The organism is Curtobacterium sp. 'Ferrero' (genome assembly GCF_002412165.1).
GTDB lineage: Bacteria > Actinomycetota > Actinomycetes > Actinomycetales > Microbacteriaceae > Curtobacterium.
Genome location: NZ_NXIA01000018.1, coordinates 25,102 through 46,099, shown reverse-complemented (window position 1 = coordinate 46,099; position 20,998 = coordinate 25,102). Strand labels below are relative to the sequence as shown.

At 69.7% G+C, this 20,998-nt stretch carries 23 protein-coding genes and 1 tRNA gene; 6 read left to right on the top strand and 18 right to left on the bottom strand.

Going from position 1 to position 20,998, the window contains the following annotated elements; genetic code table 11:
- Positions 1-3: 3 nt before the first annotated feature.
- Positions 4-1,200: a Gfo/Idh/MocA family protein gene (locus Csp2054_RS14395; RefSeq protein WP_096900151.1), complete on the bottom strand. Its 1,197-nt coding sequence runs from the start codon at positions 1,198-1,200 to the stop codon at positions 4-6.
- Positions 1,201-1,364: 164 nt separating this feature from the next.
- On the opposite strand from Csp2054_RS14395, the gene Csp2054_RS14390 reads away from it, so the two are divergent.
- From Csp2054_RS14390 to Csp2054_RS14370, 6 genes are all read left to right on the top strand, one after another.
- On the top strand, positions 1,365-2,789 hold the full coding sequence (locus tag Csp2054_RS14390) for a glucose-6-phosphate dehydrogenase (protein WP_096900150.1): 1,425 nt from the start codon (positions 1,365-1,367) through the stop codon (positions 2,787-2,789).
- 76 nt (positions 2,790-2,865) lie between these two features.
- Positions 2,866-3,642: a dienelactone hydrolase family protein gene (locus tag Csp2054_RS14385; protein WP_096900149.1), complete on the top strand. Its 777-nt coding sequence runs from the start codon at positions 2,866-2,868 to the stop codon at positions 3,640-3,642.
- Between the two features lie 102 nt (positions 3,643-3,744).
- Positions 3,745-3,817: transfer RNA gene (locus Csp2054_RS14380), tRNA-Arg, on the top strand.
- Between the two features lie 235 nt (positions 3,818-4,052).
- Positions 4,053-4,334, top strand: a complete 282-nt coding sequence (locus Csp2054_RS14375; protein ID WP_141399281.1) for a hypothetical protein — start codon at positions 4,053-4,055, stop codon at positions 4,332-4,334.
- 39 nt (positions 4,335-4,373) lie between these two features.
- Entirely contained in the window at positions 4,374-4,541 is a 168-nt protein-coding gene (locus Csp2054_RS18270; protein ID WP_176491735.1) for a hypothetical protein, read from the top strand.
- 71 nt (positions 4,542-4,612) lie between these two features.
- Positions 4,613-5,674, top strand: coding sequence for an acyltransferase family protein (locus Csp2054_RS14370; RefSeq protein ID WP_096900147.1), 1,062 nt, complete (start codon positions 4,613-4,615; stop codon positions 5,672-5,674).
- On the opposite strand, the gene Csp2054_RS14365 is transcribed toward Csp2054_RS14370, so the two are convergent.
- The 17 genes from Csp2054_RS14365 to Csp2054_RS14285 form a co-directional block, all read right to left on the bottom strand.
- Positions 5,671-7,728 carry a hypothetical protein gene (locus Csp2054_RS14365; RefSeq protein WP_096900146.1) on the bottom strand — a complete coding sequence of 686 codons (2,058 nt, stop codon included), beginning with the start codon at positions 7,726-7,728 and terminating at the stop codon, positions 5,671-5,673. The genes Csp2054_RS14370 and Csp2054_RS14365 overlap by 4 nt on opposite strands.
- Positions 7,729-7,743: 15 nt before the next feature.
- Positions 7,744-8,136, bottom strand: a complete 393-nt coding sequence (locus Csp2054_RS14360; protein WP_096900145.1) for a hypothetical protein — start codon at positions 8,134-8,136, stop codon at positions 7,744-7,746.
- Between the two features lie 49 nt (positions 8,137-8,185).
- On the bottom strand, positions 8,186-9,625 hold the full coding sequence (locus tag Csp2054_RS14355; protein ID WP_096900144.1) for a phosphodiester glycosidase family protein: 1,440 nt from the start codon (positions 9,623-9,625) through the stop codon (positions 8,186-8,188).
- Complete coding sequence (locus tag Csp2054_RS14350; protein WP_096900143.1) at positions 9,625-10,041, bottom strand: hypothetical protein; 417 nt, start codon at positions 10,039-10,041, stop codon at positions 9,625-9,627. Before Csp2054_RS14350 ends, Csp2054_RS14355 begins: the two co-directional genes overlap by 1 nt.
- 13 nt (positions 10,042-10,054) lie before the next feature.
- A complete protein-coding gene (locus Csp2054_RS14345) occupies positions 10,055-10,543 on the bottom strand; it encodes a hypothetical protein (RefSeq protein ID WP_096900142.1) in 489 nt (162 codons plus the stop codon).
- A complete protein-coding gene (locus Csp2054_RS18265; protein WP_096900141.1) occupies positions 10,543-10,977 on the bottom strand; it encodes a hypothetical protein in 435 nt (144 codons plus the stop codon). The genes Csp2054_RS14345 and Csp2054_RS18265 overlap by 1 nt, the downstream gene beginning before the upstream one ends.
- Positions 10,974-11,678: a hypothetical protein gene (locus tag Csp2054_RS14335; RefSeq protein ID WP_096900140.1), complete on the bottom strand. Its 705-nt coding sequence runs from the start codon at positions 11,676-11,678 to the stop codon at positions 10,974-10,976. Before Csp2054_RS14335 ends, Csp2054_RS18265 begins: the two co-directional genes overlap by 4 nt.
- Positions 11,679-11,740: 62 nt before the next feature.
- Positions 11,741-12,400, bottom strand: a complete 660-nt coding sequence (locus Csp2054_RS14330) for a hypothetical protein (protein WP_096900139.1) — start codon at positions 12,398-12,400, stop codon at positions 11,741-11,743.
- A gap of 32 nt (positions 12,401-12,432) precedes the next feature.
- On the bottom strand, positions 12,433-13,323 hold the full coding sequence (locus Csp2054_RS14325; RefSeq protein ID WP_096900138.1) for a hypothetical protein: 891 nt from the start codon (positions 13,321-13,323) through the stop codon (positions 12,433-12,435).
- Positions 13,320-14,456, bottom strand: a complete 1,137-nt coding sequence (locus Csp2054_RS14320) for a hypothetical protein (protein ID WP_141399280.1) — start codon at positions 14,454-14,456, stop codon at positions 13,320-13,322. Before Csp2054_RS14320 ends, Csp2054_RS14325 begins: the two co-directional genes overlap by 4 nt.
- A gap of 17 nt (positions 14,457-14,473) precedes the next feature.
- The gene (locus tag Csp2054_RS14315) at positions 14,474-15,367 is read right to left on the bottom strand and encodes a hypothetical protein (RefSeq protein ID WP_096900136.1); all 894 of its coding nucleotides are present in this window, start codon (positions 15,365-15,367) and stop codon (positions 14,474-14,476) included.
- The gene (locus tag Csp2054_RS14310) at positions 15,364-18,597 is read right to left on the bottom strand and encodes a hypothetical protein (RefSeq protein WP_096900135.1); all 3,234 of its coding nucleotides are present in this window, start codon (positions 18,595-18,597) and stop codon (positions 15,364-15,366) included. The genes Csp2054_RS14315 and Csp2054_RS14310 overlap by 4 nt, the downstream gene beginning before the upstream one ends.
- Positions 18,590-18,868 carry a hypothetical protein gene (locus tag Csp2054_RS14305; RefSeq protein WP_096900134.1) on the bottom strand — a complete coding sequence of 93 codons (279 nt, stop codon included), beginning with the start codon at positions 18,866-18,868 and terminating at the stop codon, positions 18,590-18,592. The genes Csp2054_RS14310 and Csp2054_RS14305 overlap by 8 nt, the downstream gene beginning before the upstream one ends.
- Before the next feature lie 23 nt (positions 18,869-18,891).
- Complete coding sequence (locus Csp2054_RS14300) at positions 18,892-19,320, bottom strand: hypothetical protein (RefSeq protein WP_096900133.1); 429 nt, start codon at positions 19,318-19,320, stop codon at positions 18,892-18,894.
- Between the two features lie 81 nt (positions 19,321-19,401).
- Positions 19,402-20,109, bottom strand: coding sequence for a phage tail tube protein (locus Csp2054_RS14295; RefSeq protein WP_096900132.1), 708 nt, complete (start codon positions 20,107-20,109; stop codon positions 19,402-19,404).
- 76 nt (positions 20,110-20,185) lie between these two features.
- Positions 20,186-20,632 (bottom strand): minor capsid protein, encoded by a 447-nt coding sequence (locus Csp2054_RS14290; protein ID WP_096900131.1) that lies wholly within the window; start codon positions 20,630-20,632, stop codon positions 20,186-20,188.
- The gene (locus Csp2054_RS14285; protein ID WP_096900130.1) at positions 20,629-20,994 is read right to left on the bottom strand and encodes a hypothetical protein; all 366 of its coding nucleotides are present in this window, start codon (positions 20,992-20,994) and stop codon (positions 20,629-20,631) included. The genes Csp2054_RS14290 and Csp2054_RS14285 overlap by 4 nt, the downstream gene beginning before the upstream one ends.
- Positions 20,995-20,998 lie beyond the last annotated feature (4 nt).

The window sequence follows — 20,998 nt, the reverse complement described above, 5'->3', positions numbered from 1 at the left end:
CGCTCAGCCGATCGGGCGCCAGGCGCGGTCGCGCGCGCTGTCGAGCACCGACTGGATGACCGCCGCCGCCCGTGCGCCGTCCGCGAAGGTCGGCAGGCCGTCAGGCGAGCCGCCGCGGACGGCGGCGTAGGTGTCGGCGACGAACGCCGTGAACGCGTCGAGGTACCCCTGCGGGTGACCGGCGGGCACCACGGCGAGCCGGCGCTGGTCCGGATCGCCCTGGGACGGGTCACGGACGACGATGGTGGCCCCGCGCTCGTTGCCGAACCACGCCGACTCCGGCTGCTCCTGGTCGAACGCGGCCGATCCGAGGGTGCCGTCGACCTCGAACCACAGCCGGTTCTTCCGCCCCGCCGAGACCTGTGAGATGACGACGTTGCCGATGCGACCGGCAGCGGTGCGGAACGTCGCGGCCGCGGTGTCCTCGGTGGTCACCGCGGAACGCTCGGAGGCGTCGGCGACCGGGTCGGGGTCGGGGGAGCCGGAGAAGGACGGGCCGGACGCCGCCGGACGGGTGGGGTAGACGATGTCGGTCGCCGCCGAGACCTCGACGAACGGTTGCCCGGTGACGAACTCGACGAGGTCGCACCAGTGCGAGCCGATGTCCGCGAACGCCCGGGACGCACCGCTCGAGGACGGGTCGACCCGCCACGACGACGCGTCCTCGTCGAGCATCCAGTCCTGCAGGTAGTGCCCGTGCACGGCGAGCAGGCGTCCGAGCTCGCCGGCGGCCACGCGCGCCCGGACCTCGCGGACGACCGGGTGGTAGCGGTACACGAACGGGACCGTGGCGACGACCCCGGCCTGCTCGGCCGCGGCGGCGAGCTCGTCGGCCTGCCCGGGGTCGAGCGCCAGGGGCTTCTCGCACACCACGTTGATGCCCGCGCGGATCACCGCCAGCGACTGCGGGTGGTGCTGGCCGTTCGGGGTGCAGACGTGCACGACGTCGGGGGCGTCCGCGATCACCTCGTCGAGCGAGGCGTAGCCGCGGGGCAGTCCGAGCTGCGCCGCCACCTGGGCCGACCGCTCCGGCGTCCGCCCGAGGACGCCGAGGACGTCGGCACCCGCGGCTGCCGCAGCGCGCACGTGGACCGCGGCGATCATGCCGGTGCCGACCACCGCGACGCGCAGCCGACGCCCGTCGTGCTCGGTGACGGTGCCACTGCTCCCGGTGCCACTGTTCACGGTGCCACTGCTCATGCTGCTCCCTCGCGCATCGCGCTCCTCCGCGCCGGACTGCCCCCACCGTAGCGGGACCGTGCGGCGCGTGCCCCCACCGTGACGGCGCACCGCGCGCCCGGTCCACCTCGCGGCCGCGCGCCCGGGGCGACCACGCGCAGGAGCCGGTGGGTACCGTCGGGGGCATGTCGAGCCTCCAGACCACCCTGCTCATCCTCGGTGCCAGCGGCGACCTCTCCAAGCGCCTGCTCCTGCCGGGTCTCGCCACCCTCCTCGAGGTCAAGGAGGACTGGGACGTCCAGCTCGTCGGCGCAGGCACGGAGGACCTGTCCGACGACGACTGGAAGCGCCTGGTCCACGACGCGTTCGAGAACGCGCAGGCCTCCAAGAACGAGGAGGACGAGGGCGCCCACGACGGCTCCGAACGCCTCAGCCAGCGCCTCCGTTCCGTCATCGACGCGTCCAGCTACCGCAAGTCCGACGTCACCAGCGCGGACGACCTGCAGGCACTCCTCGCCGACTGCCGGCACGACCCCGCCGTCTACTTCGCCCTGCCGCCCGCCGTCACCGAGAAGAGCTGCGAGGTGCTCGCCGACCTCGACCTGCCCGCGGGCACCCGGTTCGCGCTCGAGAAGCCGTTCGGCACCGACGCCGCGAGCGCCGAACACCTCAACGACGTCCTGCACCGCTTCCTGCCCGAGGAGCGCATCCACCGGGTCGACCACTTCCTCGGTCGGTCGACGGTGCTCAACCTCCTCGGCCTGCGGTTCGCCAACCGCATCATCGAGCCGCTGCTCTCCTCGCAGCACGTCGAGCGGATCGACATCGTCTACGACGAGACCCTCGGACTCGAGGGCCGGGCGCGCTACTACGACAAGGCCGGCGCGCTCGTCGACATGATCCAGAGCCACCTGCTCCAGGTACTCGCCGTCGTCGCGATGGAGGCCCCGGCCTCGATCGACGCGGACGACCTCCGCACCCAGAAGGAACTGGTGCTCCGCGCCGTCCGGCCGTGGGGTGGCGACGTCGCCACCGCCGGCAAGCGGGCCCGCTACACCGCGGGGAAGGTGGGGGACCGACCCCTGCCGTCGTACGTCGACGAGGACGGCGTCGACCCGTCGCTCGGCACCGAGACCCTCGCCCAGCTGCGCCTCGAGGTCGCGAACTGGCGGTGGGCGGGCGTCCCCGTCACCCTCCGGTCCGGCAAGGCCCTCGCCGAGCAGCGCCGCGAGATCGTCGTCACCTTCAAGGACTCGCCGCACGTGCCGAACGGGCTGACCGGAGCCGAGCGCCCCGACCGGCTGCGCATCTGGATCGCGCCCGACGAGATGCAGCTCGAGCTCAACGTGAACGGGCCCGGCGACCCGTACACGATCGACCACACGGCGCTCGCCGTGACGTTCAACCCGGGACGGCTCAGCGCCTACGGCGAGGTGCTCGCCGGCGTGCTCGAGGGGGACGCGACGCTCTCCGTCCGCGGGGACAGTGCGGTGCAGGGGTGGAAGGTCGTCGAACCCTTCCTCGACGCCTGGCGGAACGGCGACACCCCGCTCGACGAGTACGCCGCCGGCTCGGCTGGTCCCGACGGCTGGGACAACCTGGACGACTGACCCGGCCGGGGACGGTCGGCGGGGAACCTGGACGACTGACCCGGCCGGGGACGGTCGGCGGGCGTAGCGTCGGCCCGTGACCATCTACGACGACATCCTGCAGACCGTCCCTGCCCCGGCGGGGTCCGACGTCCGGGTCGAGGCCGTGCGCTACGACCACGACGGGACCGCGCTCGAGGGCCTGCTCGCGAAGGACCACAGCGTGTCCGGGCCCCGTCCGGCCGTGCTCGTGGTGCACGACTGGCTCGGCGTGAACGACCACGTCCGCGCGCGGGTGACGATGCTCGCCCGCCTCGGGTACGTCGCGCTCGGAGCCGACATCTACGGCGCCGACGTGCGACCGTCCCACGAGGAGGCCTCGGACGTGGCCGGCGGCTTCTACCGCGACCTGCCGCTGCTGCGGGCGCGCGCGCTCGCCGGCTTCGAACGGCTCCGCGAGGACCCGGACGTCGACCACACCCGCATCGTCGTCATGGGGTACTGCTTCGGCGGGTCGACCGCCCTCGAACTCGCCCGGGCCGGCGCTGACCTGGTCGGGGCCGTGTCGTTCCACGGCGGCCTGATCGTGCACGACCCCGCCGACGTCGACCACGTCCGGGCGAAGCTCCTCGTGCTCACCGGCGGCGCGGACCCGATGGTGCCGGACGAGACCGTCGCCTCGTGGCAGGCGGAGATGCGCACCCGGCCGGAGATCGACTGGCAGGTCACGACGTACTCGGGCGCGATGCACGCGTTCGCCGTCCCCGGCACCGACGCCCCCGAGATGGGTGCGCAGTACCAGGAGCGGGCGGACCGGCGGTCGTGGCAGGCGCTGCAGGTGTTCCTCGGTGAGGTCTTCGACGAGGAGGCCTGAGCGTTCGCCGACGTCGCGACACGCCGGGCAGTCGGCTCGGAGGCCCTCGATTGGCGCGTGGCCCGCACCTGTTGTAGAGTCTTCCACGGCCGCTGAGGCCACGCGCTCGTAGCTCAATGGATAGAGCATCTGACTACGGATCAGAAGGTTGGGGGTTCGAGTCCCTTCGAGCGCACACTGTGTTGAGACAGTTGCATCCCACGGTGCATCCCACCGTGAGTGCAGAGAACGCCCCGAGCTTCGGCCCGGGGCGTTTCTCGTTTCGGGGGAGGAGTGCCACGTGACCGACTGCGCGCACATCTGGGTGCCCGCCGGCCTCGACCCCGACGACGTCCGCATCTGCGCGAAGTGTCTCGCCGAGCAGGAGCCCACCGAGGCCTGATGTCGGCGGTGCACGCCAGCATCACCCCATGACCGATACGCAGTGGTCGCCGCCGCACCACCCCGACCCCCGGCGGCCACCGATCGTCGAGATGGCACCCGACCCGGAAGCCCGCGACCTCGACCCGGCGCCGCCCGTGTGGGTCCGCATCGACGTCGAGGGCATGGGAGTGCAGCGCGTCGTCGGCTTCGCGCTCAAGGCGTCACCGCTCGCCGTGTACGCGCAGCTGCAGTTCCTCGGCCGGACCTACCACCTCTGGGTCGAACGCTCGAAGGTCACCCACCGCACGATCCCACCGTCGGGACGCTGACACCTGACCGATCGTCGGCTTTGGATGTAGAATACGGTCATGGGTCTCCGCTGGCACATCCCCCTTCCCGGGCCGTTCTCGCTCAGTGGCCGCGTCGGCGGGTCCGGCACCGTCTGGAAGCACCCAGGCTGCAACATCCACCACCGCACAAAGCACGCCGCCGACACCTGCCCCAACCGGGTCCGCCTCGCACGCAAGGGCCGCTGAACGACGAAAACGCCCCACCCCCGGTGACAGGAGGTGGGGCGCATCATGAGAGTCGCTTAGCATCGAACATCATGGGGGAATCTCTCAAGCGCATGCCGCGCCTCGACTCGCTGACCGGTCTTCGTGCGTTCGCCGCGCTAGCAGTGTTCCTCCATCACGCCACCGCGTACCAGGAGTCTCCGGGTTGGGCCGGCTTCATCACGAACGCCGGGGACGACGGCGTCTCGTTCTTCTTCATGCTGTCCGGTTTCGTTCTCGCCTGGAACGGCCGTGACTCCGACAGCCCAGGCCGGTTCTACCGACGTCGCGCGGCACGCATCCTGCCTCTGTACTGGATCGCCTGGATCGTAGGCGGTGCCTACGCCATCGTCGCCGACCACCAGCGGCTGACGAGCATGCTGCCGTCCGCCGTCTTACTGCAGAGCTGGTTCCCGCAGAAGGACGTACACTTCGCAGGCAACTCCGTGGGCTGGTCACTGTCCGCCGAGATGTTCTTCTACCTGATGTTCCCGCTCGTGTTCCTCGGCCTTCGCCGCCTGCGCTCCCGTGGGGTGACGATCGTGCTCCTGACCGCCCTGTTCTTCGTCTTCGCAATCCCACTCACGCTGCAGCCGACCGAGGCCGCCGGCATCCGGTACTGGGTCATCTACCTGTTCCCCGTCACGCGGTTCTTCGAGTTCGTCGTCGGCATGAGTCTCGCGATGATCCTCCGCAGCGGAGTGCGCTTCCCCGTGCCGGTGGCAGCGACTGCAAGCTTCGCCCTCGCCGTGTCGATCGCGTCGAACTGGATGCCCCGTTACTGGCTGCTCGTCGCGGCGACCGCCATCCCGTTCGTGCTCCTCCTCGCGAGCGCTGCAGACGCCGACCGTGCGGGGAAAGGCAGCGTCTTCGCGTGGAAGCCCATCGTGAAGCTCGGCGAGTGGTCGTTCGCTTTCTACTTGGTGCACCTCGTGGTGCTGCGCGTCGTGATCGCGGTGACGAATCGGACTGTTCCGATGCCGTGGTGGGCTACATCAGCTATCGGACTCGTCATCGGGGTGGCCGTCGCCGCGGTGCTCTGCGAGTACGTAGAGAAGCCGCTCGAGAAGCGGCTCCGCGGCGACGACCGGCTCCCGCGGTCCCTCGAGGTTTAGTTCGTCGCGCCCGAGTACAAGCCCTTCCACTTGGCCGCAGTCGTGTTGTAGAGAGCGGGCCCGACCCCACACCCCAACGCCGCATTGGTGTTGAAGGCGACATCTCCGTCGACCGCGGACAAGATGGCGACGTCCTGCTTCAATCCGAGCCCGTTCACGGACACGACCTGAGATGCGTCGCGGGAGACGGTGATCGTGGACGCTCCCAGGTAAGAAACGCCGTGGCCCACGACCCGAGCAGACCCGCTCGCCCCGCTCACGGCCACGAGGGCGCTCGACGATGTCGCAGCGATTGACGACAACGACGCGGTGACCGGGCACAGGGCGGCGATGAGATTCGCTCCTGCAAAGGTGATGTCGCTGAGCTGCATGCTGACGGCGTTCGTGCCGCTCTTGGTCGCCACCACGTTCGACCCGGCCCAGGAGCACGCGCGGATCACAAGGGCCGTGATTACAGCGCCGACGAGGTCGGCGAACACCGAACCGGCCGTTCCATCCGAAACGACGTTCGCGATTCGGAGCGACTGAAGCACACCTCCTGACCCCGTGTTGCCCGTCATGAGCGCGACAGCGGTGAAAGTCGCGGCAGCGGCCGTGGTTGTCTTGCCGTTGTAGACGCCATCGACGGTGAACGTAGACCCGTAGGTGCTGCCGCTGAGGTTGCCCGCGAACACGACACCGTAGTTAGACCCGGTTGGGGCGGTCTGCATTCGAACGTCTCGGATCGACACGAGGCCCCGGGCCTGCATGATGTTCACAATCCCCGCCGCCGCCGCCTGCGAGCCGTTCCACGCGATGTCCTCTACCACGATGTCACCGTTCGCGAACGTGCTCACCACGGGCAGATTCTGCCCCGTCACGAGGTGTACCGACGACACACGAACGTCGCGCACTCGAGCAGCGACCGCTCCGTTCGCCACGTACCCGATCTGCACACCGCCGGCCGTCGTCGTGCCACGCACGTTCTCGACCGCGATGTTGCCGCCACCGAAGCGGTTGTCCTGACCGATCTCGTACAGCTTGAACGCGGACAGCGACCCCTGCGGAAGAACGTCGCGGATCAGTATCTGCGAGTACCCACCCTCGGTGTCCGTGATGAACGGCGTGTTCGAGTCCTGGCCGTTGAGGACCGTCATGTCGTCGCCACTGTCACCAGTGATGTGCGTCGCGGTGATGTTCGACACCGGTCCGGTGAAGTGCAGGCCGTCGCCGGCGGTACCGTCGAACCGGATGTTGTCGACGAAGACACCGTTTGCGTCCGCGATGCTCAGGGCGAACTTCCCGCCCTGCCCACGCGTGCCGACCATGTGCCAGGTCTGGTCGCGGAGGACCAGGCCGTCGATGCGTCGGAACGCGGACCCGAGCGCGTTGAGGTACGTCGCGGAGGCGACGTGTCCGTGCGCTGGCTCCTTGTCGATCGACCAGTAGCCGCCCTGAACGACTACATTCGACGTTCGTGTGCTGAAGATATCGGCCGTGGCGCCCGTCATTGACGTGACGGCAGCGATCGACAGCGTTGCAGTCTGCGTGTCCGTAACAGCGGTGATCGTGGCGTACCAGGTCGCCCCCTGCGTCGACGCCTGCTTCGCGCCTGCGCCGATGACCCCTACTGCGGATCCGATGTCGGCCGCCGTGAAGTTGGCGGTCGAACTCTTCAGGGTCGTGCTCCCAGCCGTGGACACGGCATCCGTGACTGTCCGCGTTGGCAGCGCAGACGAGGTCCGGATGATGTTGCCCCCGTCCAGCCCGTGCAGAACCGCACCGTACGCCTCGAGCAGCGAGTTGCTCGGCAGGGTGATGGCGCCATTGAAGTAGTAGTGGCTTCCCGCGAGGAGACGAACTCGATGATCCTGCGTGAGAGCGGCTTGCACCGCGGCAAGGTCCTCAGCACCCGTCTGATCGCCACTGGGATGGATCGTCTTCAGGTACCGCTGCGCGAGCGCAGCGCCCTCCGGTGCTGCCGGATCTACGAGGTTCTCTGCAATGGCAGCACGCACCACGTCGGGAAACTGTCCCGTGGTCGCGTCGGCTGCCATGAAGGACGGAATTGCCATGGGGTGACCTCCTGGTCAGTTCGACGAGTACGCGCCGGTCGACGCGTCGTAGATGATGGACGACCCAGCCGGCACCGAGTAGACGCCCGTCGTGGAGTCGTAAGCGAGAGCCCCGCCGCCACCGCTCGCAGCGACAACCTCCGCCAGCGCCGCCCCTTCCGGTGTCGCCGGGTCGGTCAGGTTCGCGGCGATCCGTGCGCGCACGTCATCACCGAACTGATGCGTGGCCCCGTCGACGTACGCGGCAGCGTCGAGGTCACCCATCGGGGTTACCCCGTCACCGATGCGTTGCAGTCGGGAGTCGGTTTCGTAGGCGGGTTCCCCGACGCCGGGGATGAACGCGGCTGCGGCGAAGTTCGCGCGGGTGTCGCGGCGGATGCGGATGTTCGCGAAGAAGGGAGTGTTCATGGGCTCGGTTTCGTTCGTGAGCTCACCGGACGACGCCGGCAGGACTGGGTCAGAAGATGGTGTCCGCGCCCCACTTCACCTCGTCGAGCGTGACGTAGAGCGGTGTCGCGGCCCCCGCGATGACGGTCATCGAGAAGTCGGAGGGGATGCCGAGCTTCCGGATGTTGTCGTTGTTGCCGGCGAGCTCGAACCCCTTCGCAGCACCCTGGAACCGGAACAGCGGCGGAACGTCCGCGACCGTCGAGTCCGTCGTGGGGAACGGGACAGCGGAGCCGCTCACCGGCGCCGGAGCGATGCTGCCCCGCATCTCGATCTGCCCGTTGAGCTGCCGGATCGACGGCGGGTTGTCGGGGTTGTACGCGACGAACCCCGACCGCAGCGGCAGCGGCATCCATCCCGTGTCGACGGCCGCGGTCGCGAGCACACCGTTGACGAGGAAGCAGTCGCCGACCTTCCTGCGGCCCACCGTCCCGTCGTAGCCCGTCGCCCCGTCCGATGAGGGGATCGGGTAGAGACCCTGCACGTACATCTGCGCCGAACCGCCCCCGTCGAACGTGGACGCGTTGTAGCAGCCCTCCGCGACGGCCAGGGCGACCATGTCGTTGCCGGTCAGGCCGACGCTGTTCGTCTTCCCGACGGTCGAGATCAGGATGATGTCGCCCGTTTCCGACTGGCCGATGATCGTCCGGGCGGAGATCTCGGTGAGGAAGTACTGCCAGTTCTTCTGCGTGAGATCCTGCGCGACCCCGTCGACGACGAGGTTCGGGCCGTACGACCACGAGTGCACGACACCTTCCGCGACCATCGACGCGGCCGTGTCGCCGCGCAGCGCCGAGTAGCACTTGAGGCGTCCGTCGGGCAGGAGACCGAGGCCCTCGATGCCGGCCGGGGAGCCGCTGAGGTCCGTGCGCTCGAAGTCGTGGAAGATCTTCCCGTTCCGGATCTGCGCGCCACGCATCTCGCCGAAGTTCGACGTGACGTTCCACCCGGACGCGTTCGTCGCGATCGGGTAGCCGGTGCGGCGCGCGAAGGCGTCCACACGTTCCCCGGGCGGGATGAACGCGGTCCCGGTGGAGTCCGGGTTGGTCTCGTCGAAGTCGCCGCCGTACCGCTTGTCGACCAGGCCAGGGATGAACCGCCCATCGGTCTGGACACGGGTCACGGCGTACGGGTAGCCCGCCGCGGCGACCTTGTGGGTCACCGAGACCCGGGGCGGTTTCCAGTCGACGACCCGCTGGTACAGGCCGGAGATCTTCGCGAGCAGCGCGTCGAGCACCTGCGGGGGGAACAGGTGAGTGGTCGGGTCGACGGGAGGATGGTACGGACGGTCGGACCACCGGTTCGACCCGTCACCGAACGTGACGTCGCCCGTCTCGATGTTCACGCCGGGCTCGGCGACACCGAGGACCGGGTTGTAGAGCTCCCAGTTCGCGGTCGTGTCCGCGCGGAAACGGAACTGGAACGGTTCCTCGGTGTCGATGAGCGGCATCAGCCGATTCCTTCCTGTCCGCGGCGCACCCGCAGGAACTGCTCCCGCGGGATCGTCCGCTCCATCTCCGGCCACGCCGGGAGTTCTTCACGGGTCAGGCCCGCTTGTTCGATGAGCTGCACACGCAGCGCGGCCGCGTGCTCACGAGCTCGCTGCTCGTTCTCGACAGCGACCTGACGGTTCGCATCCGCCCAGTCCGCGCGCGCCTGCTCCGCCGAGGCGCGCATCCGCTCCTTGTCGAGGCGGGCGAGGGCTTCGTCGCGCTGCTGCACGATGTCGATGCGCCGCTTCCCCTCCCGAGGGGACACGCCGGCGCGGAGCTTCTGCAGGACGGTGGCGAGGGCACGGATCACATGTCCGATGCCGACACCGCCACCGAGTGCTGCGATGAGGACGACAGGGTCGGTCCAGTGCAAGGTGGGCCTCCCCCTAGAAGTGCTGCCGTGGGACCGTGTTCTTCGTCCTCCGCTTCCGCACGCGGTTCAGCCAGGAGCCGTCGCTGTCGCCGGGTTCGGAGGTGAAGATCACGAGCTCGTCGTAGCGGCGCGCCATGTACAAGGTGGTGGCGACGGTCATCCCGAACGCGGCGAACGTCGCCACGCCCGACAGGGCGCCCGGGAACAGGACGACGGCGTACACGGCCGTTCCCCACCCGGCCGCGACGTTGCCGACGTACTCGAGCGCCCACAGGCGGGTCGCCCGGCCGATCAGCGCCACCCAGCCGCCGAGCATCAGCCACGCGAACAGCATGATGATCCACGTCTGCCCGAGCAGGGTGTCGTACACGTAGTCCGACACCCTGCCGAGCGCGAGGAACCCGGACACCCCGATCACCGCGTAAGCGAGGAGATCCGTGATCCACAGCAGACGTTCCCACCAGAGCCGACGCTGGTTCAGCTTCGGATCAGTGGCGACCATCAGCTCGCCGCGAGGTGCTTCGGAACGTCGTCCGAAGCGTCGCTCGCGGCGGCGGCGTCCGGGCCGACCGCCTGCTCGGCCTCGTCGGCGCCGACCGCGTTCTGCGCGTCGATCTGCGCCTTCACCCAGTCGGGCATCTCGATCTCGGGCACGTCCGCCATGTCGACGGACGCGTTCTGGATCACGGTGCCGTCGGCGCGGGTCGTGGAGACGTTGATGGTCTCCTTCTTGATGTAGCCGAACACGAGCGCGACGCCGACCGTGATCAGGCCCAGCGCCCAGGCGGGCGGGTTCCAGCCGGGCGCGACGGTCTCGATGATCTGGTTCACGCCGACGGTGGTGACACCGCCGACGGCGACCGCCTGCACCTTCGACGAGATGTCGGTGGCCTTCCGGACGACCTTCTGGATGCCGTCGATGATGTTCTGGGTCACTTCGCTACCGCCTTCTGCACGAGCTTGTCGAGGGTCCCGGCGGACACCTGCCGGACCACCGGGTTGTTCTTCTGCCAGGTGTTGAGCTCGGCCATCGAGCCGAACGTGAACAGGCCGGTCGTCTCGTCGCCTCCGACGAACCGCCGGCCATCCGTGTAGACCGCTGGTGCTGCCATGTCGTCCTCCTGGACGGGTGTGTGGGCGGGAGCGCCCGGGGTGGGTGTGGGTGTGCTGGTGAGGTCCCAGCCGCCGTAGGACGACAGGAACCCGAGCAGGGGGCGGCCGCCGGTCTGCGCGATGCGCTGCCGGATGGTGACGCGGCCGATGACGCCGAGTCCGGCGAGCGAGTCCGTGGCGGGGCCGCCGCTGTCGTAGCCGACGCCGTCCCCGTCAGCGGTGAACACGTCGCCGTACATCCAGTTCTTGTCCCCGGCCCACCGCGGCCCGTTCGTCGGGCCGAGCGCGATGACCATGCCTCGGGGGATGCGCGTCTTCCCATCGATGATCGGGTGCCGGTGCTGCTTCGGCGCGTTCTCCCACGCGGCGATCGCGGAGGGCAGCGGCGTGGTGTTCGGGACTCCGCCGATCGCGAAGTACGTCCACCTGGCGCAGTTGCCGGGGCGGTTCCGTCCCGGCGAGTAGCCGTCGACGGACATGGTGAGGAACCTCTGGGGTGCTGCGGTGACGTCGATCGACGGCATGCATGCCTCCTTCAACGACGAAGGCCACCCCCGCGGGATGGCCTGGATGGGTGCGTGCTCGGTCAGATGTTGATCGGGTACGAGAGGGTGAACCGGATCCGGTCGCCGGAGGTCCACTGGAACGGCGACGACGACGACGTGGCGGACGTGTTGATCGCCGACCCGGCCGCAGTGCCCGTGGTCGTCGGGATGCGCGCGAGCGCGTTGCCGTTCGAGTTGATGACCGGGCCGATGAACCGATCGTCGGCGGACGAGCCGACGTTGATGAGTTCGACCGTGCCGATGTAGTCGGTGTCGTCGAGCCACGACGCGATCGGGATCGGCGGGACCAGAGAGATGTTGCCGATGCTCGGGAAGTTGCCGAGCTGCCAGGAGAACCGCACCTCGGCGTTGTCGAGGACACGGCGCACCTTCGAGTAGATCGTCGTGCCGCCGCTCATGCCGTTGTACTGCGGGGAGAAGTTCGTCCAGCGGGTCAGTAGCGGCAGCCATGACCCGGACTGCAGCAGGTAGAGGCCGCCGTCGGTGGTGTCGTACCACTCGAGGCCGTCCCACACGTCGCCGTCCGCGAGCGCCTGGTTGCGGTCGGCGGTCGTGCCGACCTTCCGGTTGCCGACGAGGGCGGCGTACGCGGCAACCTCGGTCAGGTCCGCAGCGTCCTGCGGGACGCCCGACCCGGCGTACTGCGGTTGCCCCTTCTCGCCGGTGGAATCGCGTGCCATGAGGCTCCTTCGAGGTCGCGGCCGGTGGGCCGTCAGTAGGTGGCGGTGATGCGGAGCGCGCCGGACATGCCGTCCTGCGCGAGGGAGCGGAAGATGTTCTTCCCGCCGTGGTTCACGCCGACGCCGAACGAGCCGCCGCCCTTGCGGAGCGCGTTACCCCACGAAGTCGGGAGGGACACCCACCCAGCGGTCGGGGCGAGGGTCGTCTGCGCGCCGTACGACGGCTGCCCGGACGGCTTCGACTGGTAGCCGTGCAGGGCGAAGTTCGGCCGGTTGCCGAACGTCGACACGATCGACAGGTAGATCTCGACACCGGTGATCGTCGCGTTCGACGGCAGCGTGTCCGCGAGCTTCGACCCGTAGAACCACGCGCCGTAGTACGAGTCCGACGCCCACACCTGCGCCTGCTGCCACCCGTACCGGTTCCAGGAGCCGGCGTCGCGGGCGGTGAACACGGTCACGTGGCGCGACGTCGTCGGCGCCGGGTCGTCCGGAGCCGGAGGCGGCGCCGGTGTGGTGGAGAGCACACCGATCGCGACGGGCCCCCCGTGCCACCGCAGCGCCATGATCTGCCCGGCCGCGGGCGTGGAGCCGATGTACGGGGCGACCACGTCACCGAAGTCCGTAGCCAAGGTCACCAGGCTCGACGCGACCGACTTGACGGTGCCCTTCGCCGGCTTCGTGACCGTCGGCCCCATCACGAACGCCGTGCCGTCGTCGAACGTCCACACGTTCACCGGCTCGTTGACCTCCGGCAGGTACCCGGACCCGAACCGGGCGGGGATGCGGCCGCCGCCGACGTCGACCGTGCAGTCCGTCATGGACGACGCCACGAACGTGCCGACGAGGGGTGTGAGCTTCGTCTTCCCGTCGATGGCCTTGAGGAGCACGTCGACGTCGGGGATGCCCGCCTGGTTCGTCACTGCGGCCCCACCTTCACGGTCGTCTGCTGCGTCGTCGCGTCGGAGCGTTGGATGCGGGTCACACGGCCGACGTACGGGGCGACGCCGAGCTCCTGCACGGTGATGACGTCGCCGATCTGCCGCAGCGGGTTGAACGTCTCGGTGAGGTCGTGTTCGACTCCGGTGAGCTGCGCGACGCGCGGCAGCCAACGGTCGACGTACGCCTTCGCCTGCAGCCGGTTGGTGATGTACTGCGACTGGTAGAACTTCGGCCGCCGGCGGAACGGCGACAGTGCGCCGTCGGGTTCCGCGGCGCGTAGCGGGCCGTCGGTGATCTGCCCGGACGCGAGGACCGCGGAACCGTCGGTGGTGTCGTAGGCGCGGACCGCGATCGCGTTGTAGACATCATCGGGGCTCATGCCACGGTCGACGCGGATCAGGTTCCCGCCGTCCCCGTCGCTGAGCGTGTCGACGGGGCCCGGCCACGTGTTCGGCCGCATCGACACGGTGCCGTCCGGGGTGACGAACGGGACAGCGTCGACCGAGTACGTCGCGAGGTCGTACACGGCTTGCAGCCGGTCCTCCTGGTACGCCACCGACTTCGGGATCGGAGCGTCCGGCACGTCGGAGGGGCGCGTCACCGGAAGGCCGGTGAGCCGCTGCACCTCAGTCCACGCCGACGTCAGCGACGACGGCGACCCCGGCGTGTAGAACCGGTCCACCTGCACGCCGTAGAACAGGTCCGACAGGGTCACGTCGATCGTCTCGCCGACGGTGACCGCGGCCCCGTTGAACAGCATGCGGGTCGAGTTGATCGACGGCGTGCTGTCGACGAGGTACTGCCCCATCAGCACCCGCTCGGACAGGGCGGGACCGTCCTCGACGAGGACGTACGCCCACACCTGCGTGCCGAACGGGCTGAGCACGTCGGCGACGCCGGACGGCGCGATCGACCGGGCGAAGTCGTCCTGGTAGACGAACGACAACGACCCTGTCGACTGCACCTGCTGGCTGTCGTCGTCCGTGAACGACGGCGCCGTGCAGGGAAGATCCTGCAGGACCCGTTCGCCGTCCTTGATCACGTCCGCGACCCACCGGAACGTGAAGGAAGCCCCGCTGATCGCCATCCGGAGCTGAGCAGATGACGGGCGCACGGGGCCTCCTCGGTACGTCAGCCCGCGAGTCCCGCGAGCTTGTAGTCGGTGTCGCGGGCCAGGCGCGACGTGTACGCGGCCGCGCGGGCCGCCCGGGTCGGGTACGCCGCGTCGATGTCGTCGCGGGTGAGCGACGGGACGACGAGGCCGGGCGCTGGCGGAGCGACCTCGGAGCCGTCGAGCTGGTACTGCACCAGCTTGTTCGCGCCCGACGTCAGCCGCTTCGGTGTCGTGCAGCCCCAGAACAGCACCGCTGGCAGCGGCACCGACGGCGGTGTTCGGATGCACAGCACCGCGGGGAACGTGGTGTCGTACGTGCCGAACATCGCGTCGAACGTCGCCGCGTCCGCCGGGTGTAGCAGCCGCAGCAGCAGCGACACGCCCTTGAGGCCCGACCGCTGCCCGTTGATCGTCCGGCCGAGAGCGTCGCCCTGCGTCCACACGGTGTCGCCCGGTGACTCCCACGCCAGCGTCTCGGTCGACATCACCCGGACCCGCACCTGCAGCGCGAGCGACGGGTTCAACGGCTGCGACACCCACGTGTCCGTCGTGTCGACGATCACGGTCGCCGGGTCCGTCATTCCGAGGGACACTCCGTCCGCGCTGAACTGCTCAGCCTGGTACGTGACCGGCACCCCGAACGGCACCTCCTGGTCGAGGACCGCGGCGCCGCCGACCGCGAACAGGTTCACGCCGCCCCGGACGGGCATCGTGCGACCTGCCGCGGTGCGGCGGACGACGATCGTCTGCGTCCCGCCGGCGAGCGTCGAGAACGACACGGCGACGCGGGGGCCGAGCGTGTCGTCGTCGAGCACCGTGATTTCAGGCGCGGTGAACGAGGAGAACGCGTTGCCGCCGTCGAGGACCAGGGGAGGAGTCGACGATGCGTCCCCGCCGTTGAACGTGGTCACGTGCCGCTCCTTCGTCCTGCCTTGACCGACGCCGCGCGCCGCCTGCCCTGCTGCTCCACCTCGACCCGGATCACGTCACGCAGCCCGTCGCCGGTCACGTACACGTTCACCGGCGCCGGCACAGCCGCCTTCGAGTCGGTCAGCCGCTCGAGCGTGTTCGCCGGGTTCGCGTTGATCGCCTTCACGACGGACCGTGCGCCCGGGTACGCCATCGCCTGCGCAGACGACACCTCCTCACCGATCGACAGCCAGGTCGGGATCTTGTCGCTGAACGACGACCCCGCGGAACCCCACACCGACCCGGACTGGCTTCCCGACGTGCCGCCCTCAGCGAAACGCTGAGCACGGATACCGTCGACGCCGGCCGTGCCGCCGTGCGCCTGGAACGCCGCCTTGGCCGCACCGGGCGCTGCGCCCTGCTGGATCGCCTGCGTGATCTGCACGTTGCGGGTCGTGATCGTCACGGTCTTCGACGTCGGGATGCCGGCGATCGACCGCTTCACAGCGTCGAGGTTCGCCTGCGCCTGAGCGATCTCCGCTCGCAGCTTCGTCTGCTGGTCCGGCGGGACCGTCTTGAGGTCCGCCTTGAGCTGATCGATGTGCCGCTGCGCCTGGTCGATGAGGGTGTCGGCCTTCGTGGTGTGGCTGCCCGGGATCGTCGCGATGTACTTCTTCAGGTCGGCGATGCCCGAGTCGGCCTGCTTCTTGTCGATCTCGAGCTTCGTGGGCTTGACCGTGAGGTTCGACACGTCGTAGAGCTTGTCGATGTAGGCCTGCACCGCCGGGGTCAGGCTCCCTTGCGCGCGGAGAGCATCCTCGAGCGCCGTCTTCGACTGCTTGTACGCCTCGACACCGGCCTGCGTGGACCCGGTGGCCTTCGACTGCGCTTCGGCCATCTGCTGCGCGGCCTGCACCTGACCCTGGATCGCCTGCTGGTTCGCGACCGCCGCGGCCGAGTTCCCGTCCATCGACTTGCCGTTGTCCTTGAACGACTTCGCGGCCTGGTTCGTCGCTGACGCCACACCCGTCTGGGCCTGCGCGACCGACAGTGCCCCGCCGTTGAGGAGCGTCAGGGCGTTCGACAGCAGACCCGCGGCGTCGTTCTCGAGCTGCATCGCCTGCGTCGCCTCGCGGGACGACGCGGCCTGCTTCTTCGCCGCGTCCGTCGCCTTCTGGTAGGCGCCGGTCGTCATCTCGTACGCGGCGGCGTTCGACTTGATCGAGTTCGTCGCCTTGTCGGATGCGGCGTTCGCGGCGTCCTGCTGCGCCTTCTGCTTCTGCACCGCCTTCGCCTGACCGTCGATCTCAGCCCGCAGAGCCCGCAGCGCGTCGAGCTGCTTCGACGCGGCACCCGTCGCGCCGGCGAACGCTCCACCGGCCTGCGACTGCGCTTCCACGCTCTTCCGGAGCTTCTGCTCCTGCTGGTCGAGCACGTCGTTGATCTGCGACTGCGCGTCCCGGTTGCCGGTGACGGCCTTCGTCATGTCGGTCAGGGTGATGCCGTACTGCTTCGCGGTCGACATCGCCTTCGACGACTGCAGCTCCTGCGCGACCAGCTTCGCGGTGTGCTCACCGATCGCGTCGCCGTCCTGCTGCAGCGCGGAGGTGTAGTCCGTCGTCGCCTGCGTGTTCTGCTGCGTCGCGTTCATCGCGACGAGGGTGACGGCTGCGAGGCCGGCGAGGAGCCCGACGACGAGCCCGATCGGGTTCGCCGCCATCGCCGTGTTCATCGCGACGGCACCCTCAGCGACGGCAGCCTCACCGGCGGCCGCGGCCGGAGCGGTCGCCGCGACCGCACCCTGAGCGGCAGCCTGCCCGGCGGTCGCCGCAGCGGACCGGGTCGACGCGCCCAGCAGGCTATCCATCGACGCGGACATGACCGTGATGCCAGCCTGCACGCCGGACGCGAGAGACTTCGCGCCCTCCCACACCTTGAACCCGAGCCACGCCGCACCCGCGCCCGCCGCGAGAGCGGGGAGCACGGGCCCGGCCTGTGCCGCGACCTGCGCGATCTGCCCGATGCCGCCCGCGACCTGGATCACCGTCAGCCCGACCGGGCGGAGGGCGCCGAGGAGCGCGACCGCACCCTGGGCGAGGTTCCCGAGGCCGTCGACGACGATCGGGAGGTCGTGGGCTGCTTCGTTCGCGAACGTCGCGAGCCCATCACCGGACGCCCACCGCTCGAACCCGTCCGCGACGCGGACGATGAGCCGCTGCCCCTGCTCCATGAGCGGGTTCGCGACCTGGAAGCCCTTCACCAGTCCGGTGAGGATCGAGTTGCCGGCGTCACCGAGCGCGTCGGAGAAGCCGACGATCTGACCGCGGAGCGCGGGCATGTCGCCGGAGATGGTGCGCTCGGCCTGCTGGAAGTGCTCGAGCATGGCGCCGGCGGACGTCGCGGCGAGGCTGTCGAGGTCGCCCTTGAGCGCCTGCAGCCCGGACCGGTACGCGGCGCCCGCGTCGGTGCCGTCGTCCATCGCCTTCTTGATGCCGAACACGGCGAGGACACCGGCGGCGCCCATGCCGAGGAACGCACCACCGACGGCGGCCGCGGCACCTGTCAGCGGGCCGATCGTGGAGATCAGGCTGACGATGCCGGTCGTGAGCAGCCCGGTGCGGGTCGACGCGACCTGGAACGACTTGCCGCTGCTCTCCGCCGCGTCGCCGGACGAGCGGGTCGCGCTGGCGAGTTCCGCCTCGCCCGCGGCTGCCGCGGCAGCCGAAGCCGCCTCCGCCGCCCGAGCCTCGTTGAGCTGCCGGGTGAGCCGCTGCGCACGCTCCACGGCCGCCGACTCACGGTTCGTCGCCTCGGCGAGAGCGATCCGCTTCGCCATCAGCTCGGACGCCGTGCGGCTGCCCTTCTCCTCCGCCTCGTTGAGCCGGGCCTGCGCGAGGTCCGCCTTCATCGACGCGACGGCAGCCTTCTCCTGCGCGTCCGTGAGCTGCGCCTGCGCGTCCGCCGCGGACCGGGTCGCGACGGATCCGCCGCCACCTGCCCGCTCGACGACCTTCACGTCGATGGTCGCGGACTCCGCGTCGAGGGCACGCACCGCGGCGGCGAGCATCGCGATGCGCTCCTCAGCGCGGTCCGTGTCCGCCGACACCCGCACGTCGGCGTTCATCGTCTTGAGCTCGCGGACGTCGGCCTTCGCCTTCGCGATCGTCCGGTCCCACTCGGTGTCGTCCAGGCGGAGGAAGCCCTTGATGCCGCCGACTTCGGTGTCACTCATCGTCGCGTTGCTCCTCGTCGTCGGGGGTGTGGAAGTGGGAGCCGATGAGGGTGCCGGGCACGGTGATGATGCGTCCGGGCGTGACGAGGTGCTCGTCGATGCTGAGCAGCCCCGACACGAGCGCGGCGAACTCCCGCCACGTGTGCGTGCGGAGGACCGTCGTCAGCCGGAGGCCGAGGTGCCGCTGCATGTCGAACGCGAGGAGGTCGAACCGGGCGATGATCTCGCCCCAGTCCGCCGTCGTCCGCTCGCCTGCGACGTCGGGCGGCACCTCGTACCACTCGTAGGTGCCGGTCAGCTCGTCGTAGTCGCCTCGTCCGTACTGGGCGATGGCGTCGAGTCCGTCTCGGGGGCCGGCGTCGGCTCCGGCTTCGATGCTTTTGGGTCGATCGAGTTCCACATCCGCTCGGCGACCTCGCGGCCCGCCATCGCGTCGCCCATCGCGGTCGTCGCGGCGTGCTCGATGACGCCCGGGTGGATGCCGTCGGCGCGCATTTCGTCGAGCGCGGAGCCGAGGAACATGCGCTGGTACTCGTCGTCGGTGATGCGGTCGGCGTCGGTGATGACGACGCCCTCCTCGCCGGCCTGCAGCCGCTCGATCAGGCCCTGGTACTTGCGGTACCGGACGACGGCGGACGCGGTCGCGGGCGGGATCTCGTACCCCTTCCCGCGGATCGGGAGGACGAGCGGGTCGGCGAGTTCGTAGTAGTCGCGGAAGGTCATGAGCTGGGGACTCCTTCGAAGGTGGGGACTGAGGTGTAGGCCGGGGCCGCCGCGTCCCCAGAAACGGCGGCCCCGGGGTCATCAGGCGCTCCGCGTGTAGGCCAGCGCGCTGCTGGTGTCGACCGGCGTCGTGACCGTGATCGGCGCGGAGCCGGCGGACGCCGACGGGAGCACGGCGACGATGAGCTGGTCGTTGATGACGTCGAACGACGTGGCGGCGGTCGAGCCGAACTTCACGGCGGTGGCGCCGGTGAAGCCGGAGCCGGTGATCGCGACACCGTCGCCGGTGCCCTGCCCGCTCGGGCTCGCCCCGACGACGACGGGGGACGCGGTCACCTGGTACGGGTTCGTGATGTCCATCTGCAGCGGCACGTCGGTGCCGGTGAACGTCACGGTCGCCTGCTCGAGGTTCTTCACCCCGGTGTTGGACCGCTTCCAGGTGACGAGCGCGACGCCCTGGTTCGCCTCGGGGCCGCCGGTCTTGTCGAACCAGCGGAACCCGACCCGGGCCGCGTCGTCGAACTGGCCGATCCGGGACCGGACGAGCTCCTGCGCGGGGTCGTAGACGCCGCTGTTCTTCCGGCGGAAGAAGCTGACGTCAGCGTTCCAGTCCTGCATCGTCACCTCGGACGACGCCCACCCGTCGGTGTCGTAGTCGGACGCGTCCTCGAGGTTCGGGTTGACGTTCGGGTTGAAGTCGTTCACGCCCTTGAAGCGCAGCCAACCCCCGGCGAGGGTGAGGTCTGCGGTGACTTCGCAGGCGAACTTGCGGGCGAGCGCGGTGCTCATGTGTGCCTCCTGAGGCGGTGTGCGGGCATGCGGAAGTGCCCCCACTGGGGAGGGCTGCGTCTGGGGACGAACCGACCTACGGCCGGTGGCTGGTGGGCGACCACTCGACGTCGACGTCGAACTGGTCCGCGCGCTCCTTCCGGAGCTTGTCGTCCTGGCCCATCGGCACGCTGTTGCGGCGGAGGCACTGGACGATGACGGCCGACCCGGCGGGCTGGTCGGTGAGGCCGTGTAGGGCGGCGAACACGGCGTAGCCGATGTCGTCGACGGACCCCGGGTTGCTGGCGGTGCCCTTCATCGCGACCTGCAGGATGCCGGTGCCCTGCGTGATCTCCGGATGCTGGTCGGTGTCGACCCAGTTGAGGATGATCTGCGCGTTGTCGACAGGCCGTTCGGTGCCGCGGAAGATGACGACGTCGTCGGGACTGTACGTGCCGGTCGTGGACCACACGCCGACGCCGGCAGCGTCGAGCAGCTCGGCGATCGCGGTGATGAGCTGGCTGACGGGGGAGTCGGGGGTCACAGGCGCTCCTCGAACACTCGGGCGCAGGCGCGCAGGGCGGGGTCGCGGGCTTCGACGATGCCGGTGGTGAGGAAGAACGACTGCCCGTGCGTGTGCGTCAGCGGGGCGCCGACGCGGCCGTGGCGGTAGTAGACGCCGAACTCCTGGTAGCGGGCGTACGGGCCGGGGAACCGGATGATCGCTTCCGCGCCGATGGCGGTGACGCTCGGCGAGCCGACCAGGTGCGACGTCTCCACGGGCACCTTCGGGGTGGTGACCTGCCGGACGACTTCCATGCCAGCGGCGACGGCCGGGGTGATCGCAGCGTTCTTCCGCGCCTGCAGACCGTCCCAGTCGAAGGTGTCCTCCCACTCGATCGGCACGTGC